The 14,345-nt window shown below is 60.3% G+C and carries 12 protein-coding genes; all 12 read right to left on the bottom strand.

The genetic code is table 11. From position 1 onward, the window contains the following. Positions 1-33 precede the first annotated feature (33 nt). Complete coding sequence (locus J3L12_RS02865) at positions 34-1,080, bottom strand: Gfo/Idh/MocA family oxidoreductase (protein ID WP_208013533.1); 1,047 nt, start codon at positions 1,078-1,080, stop codon at positions 34-36. Positions 1,081-1,093: 13 nt separating this feature from the next. Continuing rightward, entirely contained in the window at positions 1,094-2,440 is a 1,347-nt protein-coding gene (locus J3L12_RS02860) for a hypothetical protein (protein WP_208013532.1), read from the bottom strand. Positions 2,441-2,473: 33 nt separating this feature from the next. After that, entirely contained in the window at positions 2,474-3,244 is a 771-nt protein-coding gene (locus J3L12_RS02855; RefSeq protein WP_208013531.1) for an ATP-binding cassette domain-containing protein, read from the bottom strand. Positions 3,245-3,246: 2 nt separating this feature from the next. Next, positions 3,247-4,467: a sugar ABC transporter permease gene (locus J3L12_RS02850; RefSeq protein WP_208013530.1), complete on the bottom strand. Its 1,221-nt coding sequence runs from the start codon at positions 4,465-4,467 to the stop codon at positions 3,247-3,249. A 103-nt stretch (positions 4,468-4,570) separates the two neighbouring features. Next, positions 4,571-5,608: a D-xylose ABC transporter substrate-binding protein gene (gene xylF, locus J3L12_RS02845; RefSeq protein WP_208013529.1), complete on the bottom strand. Its 1,038-nt coding sequence runs from the start codon at positions 5,606-5,608 to the stop codon at positions 4,571-4,573. Between the two features lie 215 nt (positions 5,609-5,823). Then, positions 5,824-7,431 carry a glycoside hydrolase family 43 protein gene (locus J3L12_RS02840; RefSeq protein ID WP_208013528.1) on the bottom strand — a complete coding sequence of 536 codons (1,608 nt, stop codon included), beginning with the start codon at positions 7,429-7,431 and terminating at the stop codon, positions 5,824-5,826. Further along, on the bottom strand, positions 7,428-8,765 hold the full coding sequence (locus tag J3L12_RS02835; RefSeq protein ID WP_208013527.1) for a GH1 family beta-glucosidase: 1,338 nt from the start codon (positions 8,763-8,765) through the stop codon (positions 7,428-7,430). Before J3L12_RS02835 ends, J3L12_RS02840 begins: the two co-directional genes overlap by 4 nt. Positions 8,766-8,775: 10 nt before the next feature. Next, complete coding sequence (locus tag J3L12_RS02830) at positions 8,776-9,777, bottom strand: endo-1,4-beta-xylanase (RefSeq protein WP_208013526.1); 1,002 nt, start codon at positions 9,775-9,777, stop codon at positions 8,776-8,778. Positions 9,778-9,863: 86 nt separating this feature from the next. Next, on the bottom strand, positions 9,864-10,712 hold the full coding sequence (locus J3L12_RS02825) for a carbohydrate ABC transporter permease (protein WP_208013525.1): 849 nt from the start codon (positions 10,710-10,712) through the stop codon (positions 9,864-9,866). Position 10,713: 1 nt separating this feature from the next. Beyond that, positions 10,714-11,694 carry a sugar ABC transporter permease gene (locus J3L12_RS02820; RefSeq protein WP_347708819.1) on the bottom strand — a complete coding sequence of 327 codons (981 nt, stop codon included), beginning with the start codon at positions 11,692-11,694 and terminating at the stop codon, positions 10,714-10,716. 104 nt (positions 11,695-11,798) lie between these two features. After that, complete coding sequence (locus J3L12_RS02815; protein ID WP_208013524.1) at positions 11,799-13,031, bottom strand: extracellular solute-binding protein; 1,233 nt, start codon at positions 13,029-13,031, stop codon at positions 11,799-11,801. Positions 13,032-13,143: 112 nt separating this feature from the next. Beyond that, complete coding sequence (locus tag J3L12_RS02810; protein ID WP_208013523.1) at positions 13,144-14,172, bottom strand: substrate-binding domain-containing protein; 1,029 nt, start codon at positions 14,170-14,172, stop codon at positions 13,144-13,146. Positions 14,173-14,345 lie beyond the last annotated feature (173 nt).

Below are 14,345 nucleotides of genomic sequence, written 5' to 3'. Positions count from 1 at the left end.
TGGCTTCAGGCGGTTTTTCGGCTTTGATGAAGGCTACTCCAAAGCCACCCACTCTTGTTGTTGGTTGCTCTGCACCACCGCCTCGATTACCCTCTGAGCGGCTAGACCATCCTCCAGGCTGGGCGAGGGCTGCCGGTGGGTGCGCACGCCTTCGAGAAAGCGTCGAGCCAGCTCGAGGAACTGAAAGTAGCCCCAAGGGCTTTCGGGGTTGCGCCCCCGGAGCAGGCCGGGATCCGGCGCGACCTCCTGATAGAAGCCGGGGCGGCGGGCCAGAAGAAGCTGAAAGCTGTTGCCCCGACCCCACAGGGCCGGCGAAAGTTTAAGGGCCCCCTTGCTGCCCTGGATTTCCAGCTCGAGCCGCTGGTCTGCGCCGATGTGTACCCTCGAGAGCGAAAAAGCCCCGCTAGCCTCACCCAGCCGGGCCAGCACCGCCCCTTCGTCGAAATTGGTGACCGGGTCAGGGCGCTTTAGGTGAATGTGGGCCTGGGCCATCACCTGGGTAAACTCGAGGCCGGTCACCATACGCACCAGGTCGAACAGGTGCGCTCCCAGGTCGGCCAGCACACCCCCGGCTCCGCCGATCTCTGCTTTGGCCCGCCAGGTGGTGGGGCCTTGCGGGTCGCCCATGAAGCCCCCGTGGAAGTAGCCACGCACGTACAGGATTTCGCCCACTTCGCCCGACTGCACCAGCCCCTGCGCGGTCTCGGCGGCCAGGTCACCCCGGCTGGTGAAGGCGGTCAGGCCGATGCGCCGATGGGCCCTGGCAGCGTCCACAATGGCCTGCCCCTCCTGCACGGTGCGGGCCAGCGGCTTGTCCATGAACAGGTGCTTGCCCGCCTGTAAGGCCCGGATGCCCAGGGGGGCGTGGGTGTCGTCGGTGGTGGAGATGGCCACGCCGTCGCAGGCTGCTAGCAGGTCTTCGTAGCTCTCAAAGGCTCGGACGCCAAACTGCTCGGCCAGTTTTTGGGCATGGGCTGGGGTGCGGCTATAGATGCCGGCAATTTCGGCCCCTGCGTCTTTGAAGGCAGGAAGGTGGGCAAAACCGGCCCACCAGCCTGCCCCCACGATACCGATTCGCATAAGGGTACTCCTTTCAGTCAAAACGGGCTACATACTCGGGCTGTAGCAAAAAGGGGAAGAAAATCCCCTGGATGTTGGACAAAGGCAACACGTCCTCGCTGAGTTGGTAGCCAAGCTGCTCCATCACCTGACGGCACTGGTTCACTCGCTCCATCAAAGCGGGGTCGAGGCGGCTCAACTCTCGGCGCAGGTCGGCGTCGGCCAGTACCAGGCCGTCCTCCATGTTCACAACTGTATGACCGTGCCGGGGGACAGGTATGATGTCTTGTTGGAGGGCCATACCGCTCTGGAGGGCTACCCCGGAGCCTTCTGCAAAGGGGCTGCCGAGCCACTCGTCCATGTGAATCAGGTGCCCAGGGTTGAGCGCGAAGTCCCAGGTGCTGTTTTTGGTCTGATGGGCTTTGGCGAACACCTCCCCCGCCAAGACCCCGACCTCTAGGGCGGCGTACCAGGCATGCACCACCTGCAAGTAGTTGGTGGCAAGTGCCAAATACCCATCGGCGTCCTCCCGATAGTCCGCGCGCACCAACCGCCCGGCCCGGCAGGTCAGCCCCCCCACCAGGCCAAAGGCGGCCTGGGCATAAAAGCCCGGCTGAACCCTGTGGTTGCGGGGGCTTTTCAGGCCGCTGGGAATTTGTGGGCCAAAGTTCACCATGGGGTGGCAGGAAAGCTCGAGGCCACAGGACACCAGGTGCTGGGCAGCTTCCCACTCGCTCTGGCCCTCGTACAAACCCCAGACCCAGTTGCGGATGCCTTCGCTGGAGAGGGCCGAGGCGTATTCGGCCCAGCGGATCTGCTCGGGCTCGAGGCGCGCCCGCAGACCTGTGGCCGGATGCATCAGCAGGTCGGCGGCGTTACGGGGAGCCAGGCCGGTTACTGACTCCACCGCCTCGACAATCCAGTGCGGCACGTCCAGGGCCTGCATGGGCTTCCAGCCCACCAGCCCCACCTCTAGCCCTTTGCCCAGCCCGGCCTTGCGCAACAGACCGGGCAGGTCGGTGCTCCGGCTGCGATCCTGGCCCGGCAGGCTGAAATCCTGGTAGAGCTCGAGGTTAGCCTCGAGCTTGCAAACCGCCCGGGCAAAGCTCAGGCACTCATTGCCCACCAGCAAGGTTGGGGTCTGCCCTCCCAGCTGGATCCAGAGGGCTTCTTCAAACCGGGGGGTGAAGTCGGTCAGCCAGCCCAGGTTGGCGGCGTGTTCCCGGTCGGCATAAATCAGGATGGCATCCAGACCGGCCTGTTGCCGCCTGGCCTCCAGGCGCTTGTAGCGCTCTGTAAACACTTTTGGCGGCAGAACCGGAACCTCGTCAGGTACCCGAATAAGCGCCAGCCGGTGCGGTACAAAGGTTACAGTTGGCACGGGCTTGTCTCCTGTTTCCTCAAGGCAGGCCTCTCAAGCCCGGGGCGCAGGCTGGTCGGCCTGCCGAACGTTTTTGGGCATCACCCCACCGATAATCATGCCCAGCACGTCGTCGTGGGTGACATCCTGGGTATAGACCGTGCCCACCACACGCCCGTTTTTCATCACCGTAATGCGATCCGCCAGGTCAAAGACATCGTGCAGGTCGTGGCTAATCAGGAATATCCCCACCCCCTCGGCCTTGAGGGCCTTAATGAGCTGGTGAACTTTCTGGGTTTCCTCCGGCCCCAAAGCTGCCGTTGGCTCGTCCATGATCAGGCAGCGAGCTTTGAAATAGATGGCCCGTCCAATGGCCACGGTCTGGCGCTGACCCCCCGACATCTGGGCTACCGGCAGGCGCAGGGAGGGGATTTTCACCCGCAGGCGATCCAGGGTCTTGCGGGCCTCGAGTTCCATGATGTCCTCGTCCAGCATCACCCCCCGTACCTTCTCCCGCCCCAGAAATACGTTGGCCACCGCGTCCAGGTTGTCGGCCAGGGCCAGGGTCTGGTAGATGGTCTCGATACCCTGGGCCTGGGCATCCTGGGGGGTGCGAATCTGCACCTCCTGCCCGTTTACCCAGATCTGGCCGGAGTCGGCCCGGTAAGCGCCGGAAAGCACCTTGATCAGGGTGGACTTGCCCGCTCCGTTGTGCCCCAGCAGCCCCACCACCTCGCCGGGGTACAGGTTGACCGATACGTTGTCCAGGGCCTGGTTCCCGCCAAAACGAAGGCTAATGCCGCGCATTTCAACCAATGGGGTCATGCTCACCTCCGGTTCCTCAGGTATACGGTGTTCCAGATCACGGCTGCCAGCAGCACCGCGCCCAGCACCACGTTCTGCCATTCGGTAGGCAGACCCATCAGCACCATGCCGCTACGCAAGGAAGACATCAGGAGGGCCCCCAGGGCCGCGCCCACGATGGTGCCGCTCCCCCCCGCCAGGGCCGTTCCCCCAATCACCGCTGCCGCGATCACGTCGAGCTCGAGAAGGTTCCCCATGCTGTTGGTCACGAAGTTTAAGCGGGCGGCCTGCACCGCCCCGGCCAGGGCGGCCAGCATCCCCATCAGGGCAAACACCGCTACCAGCATGCGCTTGACGTTGATACCGGCCAGCAAAGCGGCTTCGGGGTTTCCCCCAATGGCAAACACGTAGCGGCCAAAACGGGTATTGAGCGCCACCCAGTTCAACACAAACAGCACTATCAAGGTGATCAGCACCGGCACCGGCATGCCCCGGGGCACATTGGTACCCGGATAGGGAAAGGCATTCATCACCAGCACGAAGGCCAGGGTCAGGGCCAGTAGAGCCCCAATGACCACCACCTCGGCCCACATCGGACGCACGGGCAGGCCGTTTTTGATACGCCGGTTGCGGTTGGTAAGGGCCTGGTAGACGATGTAAGCCATCACCGCAAAGCCCACCACCCAGGTCCAGAACTCCCCTATCGAGCCGTTGAGGCCGCCGCCCAGCACCTTGAAGTTGTCGTTGAGGGGGCCAATGGTGCGCCCACTGGCCACGATAAAGGTGGCGTTGCGGAAAATTAGCAGGCCCGCTAAGGTAACCACAAAAGCCGGCACGCCCCAGTAGGCCACCCAGTACCCCTGAAAGGCCCCTATCAAGGCCCCGAGCAGTAAGCCAGCCAGCAGCGCCAGAAGCCAGTTCCCACCCCAGCCCAGGGGCGGAACCGTCTGAATCAGGGCCATAATCATGCCGCTGAAACCCAGGACTGAACCGACCGAAAGGTCAATCTGGCGGGTCACGATCACCATCACCATGCCGCCCACCATGATGCCCACCACGGCTGTCTGAACCGAAAGGTTCCAGAGGTTTTGCGGGCTTAGGAACTGCCCCGGCTGGCCCATGGTAAGAATCTGGAATACCGTCCAAACCACAGCCAGTACCACCAGCATGGTCAGGATACGTCCATCCACTCCCAGGCTGCTGACCAGGCTGGTGTGGGTCTTCGAAGCACTTTGCATCTGCATGCGCCGATCCTCCACCTGCTTTTGATCGTTGAATGGGATTATATCGCTATTGGAGCCCACAAAAAGGGTGGGCGGAGCCCACCCTATTCATCCGACCAAAGATCTAGCGGCAGGCAGCAGGCGCGGTCGAACCACTAACCCCCTGGCAGAGGGCCTGCTTGGTAATCCAGCCCGCCCGCAGCACCACGTCGAGGTTGTTCCGGGTGATGGGGATGGGTTTGAGCAATACCGCGTTCATCCGTACCTTATTGGGACCGTCAGCAAAAACGGTACGGCCCGGGATTTTGTCCATGGAGGTACCCCTGGCCAGCAACACCGCAATCTCGGCGGCCCGGCGACCCAGCTCGCGGGCATCCTTCCACACGCTCACAGTCTGAAGGCCGCGGGCTACGCGGTTGAGCGCAGCCTGGTCGCCGTCCTGACCCGAGACCGGCACCTTACCGGCCAGGCCCACCGCGGCCAGCGCAGCCACCACACCCCCGGCGGTGCCGTCGTTGGAGGCCACCACTGCGTCTACCTTGTTACCGTTGGCGGTCAGGATCTGCTCCATGTTGCGCTGGGCCACCTCGGGCTTCCAACCCTCGGTGTACTGCTTGCCCACTACCTTGATATCGCCCCGCTTGATGGCCGCATCGAGCACCTCGAGCTGGCCTTTATGCAGGAAGTCGGCGTTGGGGTCGGTGTTGGATCCCAGGATAAAGGCATAATTGCCTTTGGGACGAGCCTTGAACACCTCCCGGGCCTGCATCCGGCCCACTTCCACGTTGTCGAAGGTGATGTAAAAGGCGTAATCGTTCTCGATCAGGCGGTCATAGGCGATCACCGGAATACCCGCCGCTTTGGCCTTGTCAATTGCGGGCAAGATGGCGTCTTTGTCCCAGGCCAGGATAATCAGAGCTTTTGCGCCACGGGCAATCAGGGCGTCAATATCGTTAAGTTGCTTTTCCGAGGAGCTTTGCGCGTCGGCGCTGATGTAGGTTGCGCCCATGCGACCAAGCTGTTCGCGGATGGCCCGCTCGTCTATCTTCCAGCGCTCTTCCTGAAAGTTGGCCCAGCTCACACCCACAATAAGCGGCTGAGCAAAACTGGCTGCCAAAAGCACAAAGAGCAAAAACACCAACATCTTGGTGAGTGACTTCATGTCCTCCTCCTCTTCAGGTTGAGCCGAGACGACCAGAGGGCGTGCTTGAGAAGGCCTTGGTTTTTTCGACTCAAGAAAAAACTATCACTGCCTTGCTAAGCTGTCAACTACACCCTCCGGCGGAGGACACGCTGTGTTTTTCGATGCCGCGCCTACACCCTTGACCCCTTGACCAATCCTTTCTCCCTTCGGTTTGGAATATTGGAGCAATAGGGTTAGGTGGGAACCGCTCCGGCTGCCCTGTAGCTGAGAAAATCGAAGTCGGCGGGTAACCGGCTACCTGATAGATCCTGAGCGCAGAGGCCAATGAAGGTGCCGGTGAAGCCCAACCCTCGGCAGTAGTCGTCGGAGAGCTTGTAGGTCGGGAATTGCAGCGGGATGGGTTGCCAGTCCTGGCCATTGGCCGAGTAGGCAAAGCCGAAGGTTTCACACTCGAAGCGTACCCGCAGGTAAACCCGGTGCAGGCCTTCGATGGGAATCTCCCAGGTCAGGGGCTCGTCGTAGTGGCCATTGTCGCAGGTGAGGATATTGAGGGTCTTGCCAAGCTGCTCGTCCCGGCTTACCCGCAGGTAGACCCAGTTGCCGGTGTCGTAGAAGCAGACCAGCCCGGCCATCTGCTGGAAGTTCTGGGGCTCGAACTCGAGGGCGGTCTCGGCCTCGGCGTAGAAGTCCTGCAATCGGCGGGCCACCAAGCTCTGGCGGTGGCGCGAGCTGAGCGATTCACGGCCGTAAAGCCGCAGGTAGCCGGGGCGCTCGCTCAGGGAGAGCCAGGAGGGGTCTGGTGGATGTCGCAGGGTCTGGAAGTGCAGGCTCAGGGTGGGGGCGTCGAAGTCGTCGCGCTCGGGTTCTGGGGGCCAGGGGTGGGGGGGCAGGGCCGGGGCTTCTACCTCGAGGGCCGGGGCGTTGCCGCCCTGCCAGAGCCGGGGCCAGCCGTCGGGGGTCCAGCGAATCTTTTGCAGAGCGGTCTCGCGGCCTAAGGGGCAGTGCCGCCGGGGGGCCTGGGGGGGCTCGAGGGGCCGGCCCACCAGGTGGGCCATGTACCAATCCCCCCCAGGGGTTTCCACCAGCGAGGCGTGCCCAGCTTTCTGCAAGGGCAGCTCGGGGCGGCCCCGGGCGGTGAGGGTAGGGTAGCAGGGGTCTACCTCGTAAGGCCCTTCAATCCGGCGGGCCCTTGCTACCGTCACGGCGTGCTCGTAGACCGTGCCCCCTTCGGCCACCGCCAGGTAATACCAGCCATCTTTCTTGTACAGGTGGGGCCCTTCGGTTACGCCCAGGGGGGTGCCCCGGAAGATGTGGTGCACCGGGCCCACCAGCTTCTTCTGCACCGGGTCGTACTCCTGCAAGAGGATACCGGCGAAGGGGTTCTTGCCCTTGCGGTGATCCCACTGCATGTTGAGGAGCCACTTGCGCCCATCGGTGTCGTGAAAAAGGGAGGGGTCGAAACCCGAGGCGTTGAGGTAGACCGGTTCCGACCAGGGCCCCTCGATGTGCTCTGCCGTGACCAGGTAGTTGTGGGCGTCCTTGAAAGCCTCGCCGTTGCCCCAGGTTTTTACATCGGTGTAAACCAGGTAGAATCGCTCCCCATCGTGGCTCAGGCAGGGAGCCCAGATGCCCCCCGAGTCGGGGTTACCCAGCAGGTTGAGCTGCGAGGTGCAGGTCAGGGCGTAGCCAATGGGCCGCCAGTGCACCAGGTCGCGCGAGTGCGAGAGCCGCACCCCCGGCCACCACTCGAAGGTGGAGGTGGCAATGTAATAGTCCTCCCCCACCCGCAGGATCGAGGGGTCGGGATGGAAGCCTCTGAGCACCGGGTTCACGATCTTCATGGCCGGGCCACCGCCTCCCGCAAAAAGCGCCGGAACCAGCGCCCGCTGGCCTTGAGGCGGCGGGTCTGGGTGGCAAAGTCCACATAAACCAGGCCAAAGCGCTTGCTATAGCCTTCGGCCCACTCAAAGTTGTCCAGCAGGCTCCACACAAAATAGCCCTTCAAGGGCGCCCCTTCTTGTAGGGCAGCAAGACTCTGGGTGAGGTGGCGCTCGAGGTACCGGGTACGCCCTGGGTCATGCACCTCTCCATCTGCGCCTATTGCATCGGGGTAGGCTGCGCCGTTCTCGGTGATGTAGATGGCTCTGGGGCGGTACTCTCGGCTCAGGCGGCGCAACAGCTCCAGAAGACCTTCGGGATACACTTCCCAGTTCATGGCGGTGTGCTCTTGGCCTGCGGTTACGGTCTCGAAGCGGTAGGGGCCTAGAGGGCTGTTCCGTACCACCGCGCGGGTGTAGTAGTTGATGCCCAAGAAGTCGGTAGGCGTGGCGATAATCTCCAGATCGCCTACCTCCACCGGAGGGGTGACCTTGCCGTAAAGCTCGAGCAGGTCGAGGGGATACCCGAAGCCAAAAAGTGGATCCAGGTACCAGCGGTTCTGAAAACCGTCAAAGCGCTGGGCAGCGGCCACGTCGGCGGGGTCGGGCGAGGCCGGGTGGCCAGGGGCCAGGTTCAGGGTGATGCCTACATGGGCCCCAGGGGCGTTGCGGCGGATGAGGGGCACGGCCAGGCCGTGGGCCAGAAGCAGGTGATGTGAAGCCCGCACTGCCAGGCTCAAGTCCCGCTTGCCCGGGGCGTGTACCCCGGTCAGGTAGCCCAGATGTGCCGAGCACCAGGGCTCGTTCAGGGTAATCCAGTGCCGTACCCGGTCGCCCAGGTGGCGGGAGAGGAGGTCGGCATACTCAGCAAAGGCGTAGGCGGTCTCCCGCGCGGGCCAGCCGCCCTGGTCTTCCAGGGCCTGGGGCAAGTCCCAGTGGTAGAGGGTCAGCCAGGGGGTGATGCCCTGGGTCAGCAGGGCGTCTACCAGCCGGTCGTAAAAGTCCAGGCCCTTGGGGTTCGGAGCCCCCCGGCCCTCGGGTAAAATGCGGGGCCAGGCTACCGAAAAGCGGTAGGCGTTCACCCCCAACTCCTTCATCAGGGCAATGTCCTCCCGGTAGCGGTGGTAGTGTTCGCAGGCAAGGTCGCCGGTCTCACCGCCCGGGGTTTTGCCGGGGGTGCGGCTGAAGGTGTCCCAGATGCTTGGGCCACGCCCGTCTTCCTGGACAGCCCCCTCGATCTGGTAAGCCGAGGTGGCGGTACCCCAGGTGAAGTCAGGGGGAAAGTCGCTTCGTTTCATGCAGGTCTCCTCAAGGCTGTTGCAACGTGCGTTGTAGGGCAAAGTAGGCGGGCTTGGGCTGGTAGTCGGCATCAAAGATGAGGGGTTCGCTGGCGGCCCGCCAGGAGTAAGCATCGCTGACCCCCCAAAGGGTGAAGACCTTACAGCGAGGCTGACGCAGGCATACCTGCAGAACCTCTTGGTAGATCTGGGCCTGCTTTCGCAAGCGCTCGGCCCTGGAGCCGGGCCCACTCAACCGCACGTCCATCTCGGTAATGTGAATCTCGAGGCCCAGCCTAGCGAAGCGCTCGAGGTTCTCCGCCATCCGTGCGGCTTCGGGCGAGAAGTTCAGGTCTAGATGCGCCTGAAAGCCCACCCCGTCCAGCGGTACGCCTTTTTCCTTGAGCGACTTGAGCAGGGCGTAAATGGCGTCCGACTTCGGCCCAAGCCCTTCGGCCCCGTAGTCGTTGTAGAAAAGTTTGGCCTTTGGATCGGCGGCGCGGGCGTAGCGGAAGGCTTTTTCCAGATAATCGGGCAAAACGTCAAACGGGGTTGTGCGGGGCCTGGCATCGTCCCCGATCACCTCGTTGGCCACGTCCCAGTAGGCAATCTTCCCCCGGTAGCGCCCCACCACGGTCTGGATGTGCTGGTGCAGGATGGCCTCCATCTCGGCCGGGGTGAATCGGTCGTATATCCAGCGAGGAAGCTGCTGATGCCATACCAGGGTGTGACCCCGGATGGCCATTTGGTTTTTTTGGGCAAAGTCCACCAGCAGGTCGGCAGCGCCAAAGTTAAACTGGCCGCGGGCGGTTTGCAGAGCACCCCACTTCATAACGTTTTCCGCTACCAGCAGGTTGAACTCCCGGGCCAGCACCCGGGCATACTCGGGGTCTTGCAACAGCAGGTTGGGTTCGACCGCGGCCCCAATCTGAAGGCCGCGCTTCTCGGCCAGGGTGCGCAGGGGTGGGCCGGACTGGGCCAGGGCCAGAAGGCCCAACCCCAAGAGCAGCACGCTCCATAGGTGAAGTGGCATTAACCCTCCTTGGAAAATAGATGGTTTGGGGAACCTCGGGCTTCCTTCCGCAGAAAACCAGGTATTTTGGAGCAGAACAAGCCGGTTCAGTTCTTGACCGCCCCCGAGGTCAGCCCCTCCATGAGCTGTCGCGCAGCCAGGGCAAAGACCAGGAGCAGCGGAGCCACCAGGAGAGCGGTGCCGGCCATAATGGCTCCCCACTCCACATCGGTAGCGCCTTGCAGGGTACGCAACACCACCGGCAAGGTTTTGGTTTCCTGGGTGCGCATAATCACGTTCACATCGGCGAACTTGTTCCAGGCACCAATGAAAGTAACCAAGCCCAGCGTGCCCAGGGCGGGCCGGATCAGGGGCAGCACGATGCGCCAGTAAATCTGGAACTCGCTGCACCCATCTATCCGGGCGGCGTCTACCAGCTCCTTGGGGATGGCCGAGACGATGTACTGCCGCATCATGAAGATGCCAACTGCCCCAGCCATGGCCGGAACCCAGAGCGCTTTGGGCGTGTTGATCCAGCCGATTTGGTAGATGAGTAGATAAAAGGGAATCAGGTTAAGGATGGCCGGTATCAGCAAGGTAGCCAGCACCACCCCAAAAAGCTGTTCTCGCCAGCGGAAGTTATACATGGCAAAGCCAAAACCGGCCAAACTGCAAAAAAACAGGGTGGTGATGGTGATCATGAAGGCCAGGTAAAAGGTGTTCCAGTAGGCCCGCCAGAAAGGGATCTTCTGAAGCAAAATCTGGTAATTGCTCCAGAAATGTTCCCCAAACCATATGGGGGGTGGGAAGCCGAAAATCTCCGAGCGTTGGTGGGTAGCAAAAACAAACATGAAGTAGAAGGGTGCAATGGTCAGCAGACCCCCAAAAATCAAGAGCGCATAGCCCCCCATTCGCAATAAAAGGCTACTTGCGGAGGTTTTTTTAGGCTTAACCATATCAATCAACCCCCCTAGCTCCCCGCCCAAAAATCAAATTGTTCAAGTAAGTTAGGACGCCAATCAAGATAAAAAGTATCCAGGCAATTGAGGCCGCCGTACCCATCTCGAGCCACTCAAAGGCTGTGCGGTACATGTACATGGTTACGGTCTGCCCTCCAGGGGTAGCGGTGCTGGCGCCTCCATTCAGAAGCACAAAAGGCTGCTCAAAAAGCTGCATATTGCCGATGATGGTGAGGCTTACCGCGAAGAACATCATGGGGCGCAGTAGAGGTAGGGTGATGTAACGAAACTGCTGCCACCGGCTGGCCCCATCCACCGCTGCGGCCTCGTACAGGTCTTTAGGGATGGCCTGGATAGCCGAGAGGTAGAGCAGGGTGTTCCAGCCGGTAAACTGCCAGACCACCACCAAGGCCAGGGCATACTTGATGTTGGCGCTGGTAAACCAGTTGATATTCTGGTCGGGTAAAAGTGCACCCAGCAAAGGCCAGGTGTTGAGGTGAGCGATGACCAGATTGATTACCCCATTGTGGGTGGCGAATAGGGTGTTGAAGATCAGAGCAATCGCCACCGAGGAGGTGATGTAAGGCAAAAAATAGACGGCCGTTACGAAGGTCTTGAATCGGCTCAAGACCATGTGAATTACGAAGGCTAATGGGATGGCAATCAGGTGCTGGGGCACTCCGGAGAACACCCCCAACCAGACCGTGTTCCACAGCGAGCGCCAGAACATGGGGTCTGTAAAGGTAAAGGTGTAATTCTCGAGGCCCACAAACTTCCAGCGACCCCATCCATCGCTGGGCGTCCAGGCCTGGAAAGACATATACAGCGAGAACAGGCTGGGATAAAGTCCAAATACCAGAAACAGGATAAAGAAAGGGCTAATGAAGATGTACGGTGCGTAGCGCCGTTGGAAATTGCTCCAGCGCATCCCTACGCCGGGGCTCCCCCTAATCTCAAGTCGGCTGACGGTCTTTCGCACAGCTACTCCTTTCTGGTGGCCTTTATTCAAGTTAATTTTTTAGACCCCTTTCAAGCAGGCCACAGAAAGGGGGAGAAGGCATAGAGCCTTCTCCCCAGACTTGGCTAGCGCATCCGACGTTCAATGAGCCGCTTGGCCTCGGCCAGTGCCGCCGGGATGTCTTTGCCTTCGTCAAGAACCTGCGAAAGCGCCGTCCCCAAAATTTCGTAGGCTACCCGGTCATACTTGTTGGCCCTGAGGGGCTTAACCCGACGGGCCGCATCGCGCCAGAGCAGGCGAGCCTGCTGACCGCCCAAGAACTCAACCGGTTGGTTAAACGAGGCATCATTCTGAGCCGAGAGCAAGGCGGGGAAAGCGCCGATGGCCTTGAAGCCGGCAATCTGCGCCTCTTCGCTGGTCGTTACAAACTTAATGAACTCCCAGGCCAGAGCTTTGTTTTTAGAGGCCGTGGGAATTCCGTAAAAGCTACCCCCCCAAGATGCGTACATTCCCTCCGGAAGCTGCTGTACCCGCCATAGCCCTTTGGTTTCAGGGGCCATCCAGTTTTGCAAATGGCCCTGCAACCAGGCTCCAGAAAACTGCGTAGCAACCGTGCCTTTTTTGAAGGCATCGTACCATTCGTTGGTCCAGGCGCCAATACGTGCGTCGAGTCCGGCGGCTCGAATGTTCTTGGCCAGCTCAAAGGCTCGAACAAAACGCGGGCTGTCTACAATTACCTTACCTTGTTCATCAAAGTAAGGGCTGGTGTTGGCAGGAGTGGTCGCGAAGATATTGATCCAGGCCACATCAGCCGCATCGGCAATTAGAAAGGCTCCCGTGGTGGACTTGATTTTGCGGCCTGCGGCAATATAACCGGGCCAGGTCATCATGTTTTTGGGGTCTACCCCTGCCTTTTGCAGCACATCATTGCGATAGAAAAATGTACCAGGACCAATATCCACCGGCATACCGATAAAACGTCCGTCTGCGGCCGTAGCCTGGGCAATGGTATACGGGGTGAAGAGGCGTTTGAACTGTCCGGCATTGTAAGGAGCTTTATTCAAATCCTCAAAGCCTTGCCCCTCAGCAAAACGACCCACAAACCCGATTTCGATTGCCGCTACATCGGGCAGGCCCTGCCCGGTTGCCAGTGCGGTGGTGAGGGCGTTGTGGTGATCGGCATACTGCTGGATGACGAGCTTAACCTCGACATTGGGATACTTTTTGTTGAAAAGGGGAATCTGAGACTTTAGCGAGTCATCCAAATTGGGAAAAACCGCTACCGTAAGAGTAGTTTTCTGGGCGAGGCTCAGCCCCGCAACCACTAGCAACGCCAAAAGGATTAGGGTTCGCTTCATGAGTTCCTCCATCGGGTATAGGGCTTCCCGCCCCAAGGGTGCTTCAAACTTTTTTGAAAGCGCTTTCATTATTTTGTTGCCTCTTTTATACCTCCTTCCCAGAACAGCCCTTTTATAGCGAATGGTGCGGTATACGCACCCCCGGAGAACGTAAGAGTGCAGTGGACTCCCGTACTATCAGGCGGGTTGTGAGGGCCTTGGGTGTGTAAGAATTTCCCTCGAGCAAAGCCAGCACCAGCCGCGCCGCTTCCCAACCCATCTCCAGGCCGGGCTGGCGCACAGTTGTGAGGGGTGGAGTAAAGTAGCTGGAGCTAGGCAGGTCATCAAAACCCACCAGTGAAACATCGTGCGGAACTCGAACGCCCCGACGGTAAAGGGCCACATTGGCCCCGTAGGCCATCTGATCGTTAGCGGCAAAAATAGCTGTAAATAAAGAACCTCTAGCCAGCAAGGACTCCACGGCCAGCAGACCGGAAGGCTCGAGGTAATCGCCCTCCACTACCAGGCTCGGGTCAAAGGAAATACCCGCTTGTAGCAGGGCCTCTCGATAGCCATTCAAGCGTTCTATTGCGTCTGGGTGTGATTGCGGGCCGGCAATGTGTGCAATACGGCGGTGTCCCAGCTCAATTAGATGTTGAACACCCTCAAAAGCCCCTTGGAAATTATCAATACCTAAGCATGGTAGGCCGTCAATCCTGCGCCCAACCACAACCACCGGCATGCTCTTGACCAGCTCCAGAAGCAACTCTTCCGGTACGCTGCCATCCATTACAATCAAGGCATCCACCTGCCGGCCAACCAACACTTTGAGGGCGGCCTCCTCCTGATCGGCTCGCCAGTGCCCACTGGCAAAAATGGGGTGGTAACGGGTTTTTTCCAGGGCTTGCTCCACCCCCTTGAGCATCTCTCCGTAGTAAGGGCTGCTGATCTCTTGCGTAACCACCCCAATGGTTAGTGAGCGCCCCTGGGCCAACCCCCTGGCAAGGATATTGGGGTGGTATTGTAGGCGTTCAATTGCTTTCAGCACAGCTTCGCGCTTCTTTGGCTTGACCCGCGCGGTTCCATTAATCACCCGCGATACCGTGCTAGGCGAAACCCCCGCCTCACGGGCAACATCGCTAAGGGTCACAGCTTCTTTCAAGTTGCCTCCAAAACTGCAGCGTTAGCTAAAGTAAAGCAAATTTTGAAAGCGCTGTCAAGATTTCTAGAAAGAATGATATTCCATCCCCCAAAAGCCCTTCCGTTAAGCAGATAGAGCGCTCTACAAAAAAATCGAGCCATCCGGAACTGAGAATCCTTTGTCCCGGACAGAAC

Source organism: Meiothermus sp. CFH 77666 (assembly GCF_017497985.1).
In the GTDB taxonomy this organism is placed as follows: domain Bacteria; phylum Deinococcota; class Deinococci; order Deinococcales; family Thermaceae; genus Meiothermus.
Note: the sequence above shows the minus strand (reverse complement) of the source record. Positions and strands in the feature narration are given on the sequence as shown.

Bases quoted from the DNA above. Each gene is read 5' to 3' on its own strand.
- J3L12_RS02865 (WP_208013533.1), bottom strand. From the start codon at position 1,080: ATGCGAATCGGTATCGTGGGGGCAGGCTGGTGGGCCGGTTTTGCCCAC.
- J3L12_RS02815 (WP_208013524.1), bottom strand. From the start codon at position 13,031: ATGAAGCGAACCCTAATCCTTTTGGCGTTGCTAGTGGTTGCGGGGCTG.
- J3L12_RS02825 (WP_208013525.1), bottom strand. From the start codon at position 10,712: ATGGTTAAGCCTAAAAAAACCTCCGCAAGTAGCCTTTTATTGCGAATG.
- J3L12_RS02830 (WP_208013526.1), bottom strand. From the start codon at position 9,777: ATGCCACTTCACCTATGGAGCGTGCTGCTCTTGGGGTTGGGCCTTCTG.
- J3L12_RS02835 (WP_208013527.1), bottom strand. From the start codon at position 8,765: ATGAAACGAAGCGACTTTCCCCCTGACTTCACCTGGGGTACCGCCACC.
- J3L12_RS02850 (WP_208013530.1), bottom strand. From the start codon at position 4,467: ATGCAGATGCAAAGTGCTTCGAAGACCCACACCAGCCTGGTCAGCAGC.
- xylF (WP_208013529.1), bottom strand. From the start codon at position 5,608: ATGAAGTCACTCACCAAGATGTTGGTGTTTTTGCTCTTTGTGCTTTTG.
- J3L12_RS02855 (WP_208013531.1), bottom strand. From the start codon at position 3,244: ATGACCCCATTGGTTGAAATGCGCGGCATTAGCCTTCGTTTTGGCGGG.
- J3L12_RS02840 (WP_208013528.1), bottom strand. From the start codon at position 7,431: ATGAAGATCGTGAACCCGGTGCTCAGAGGCTTCCATCCCGACCCCTCG.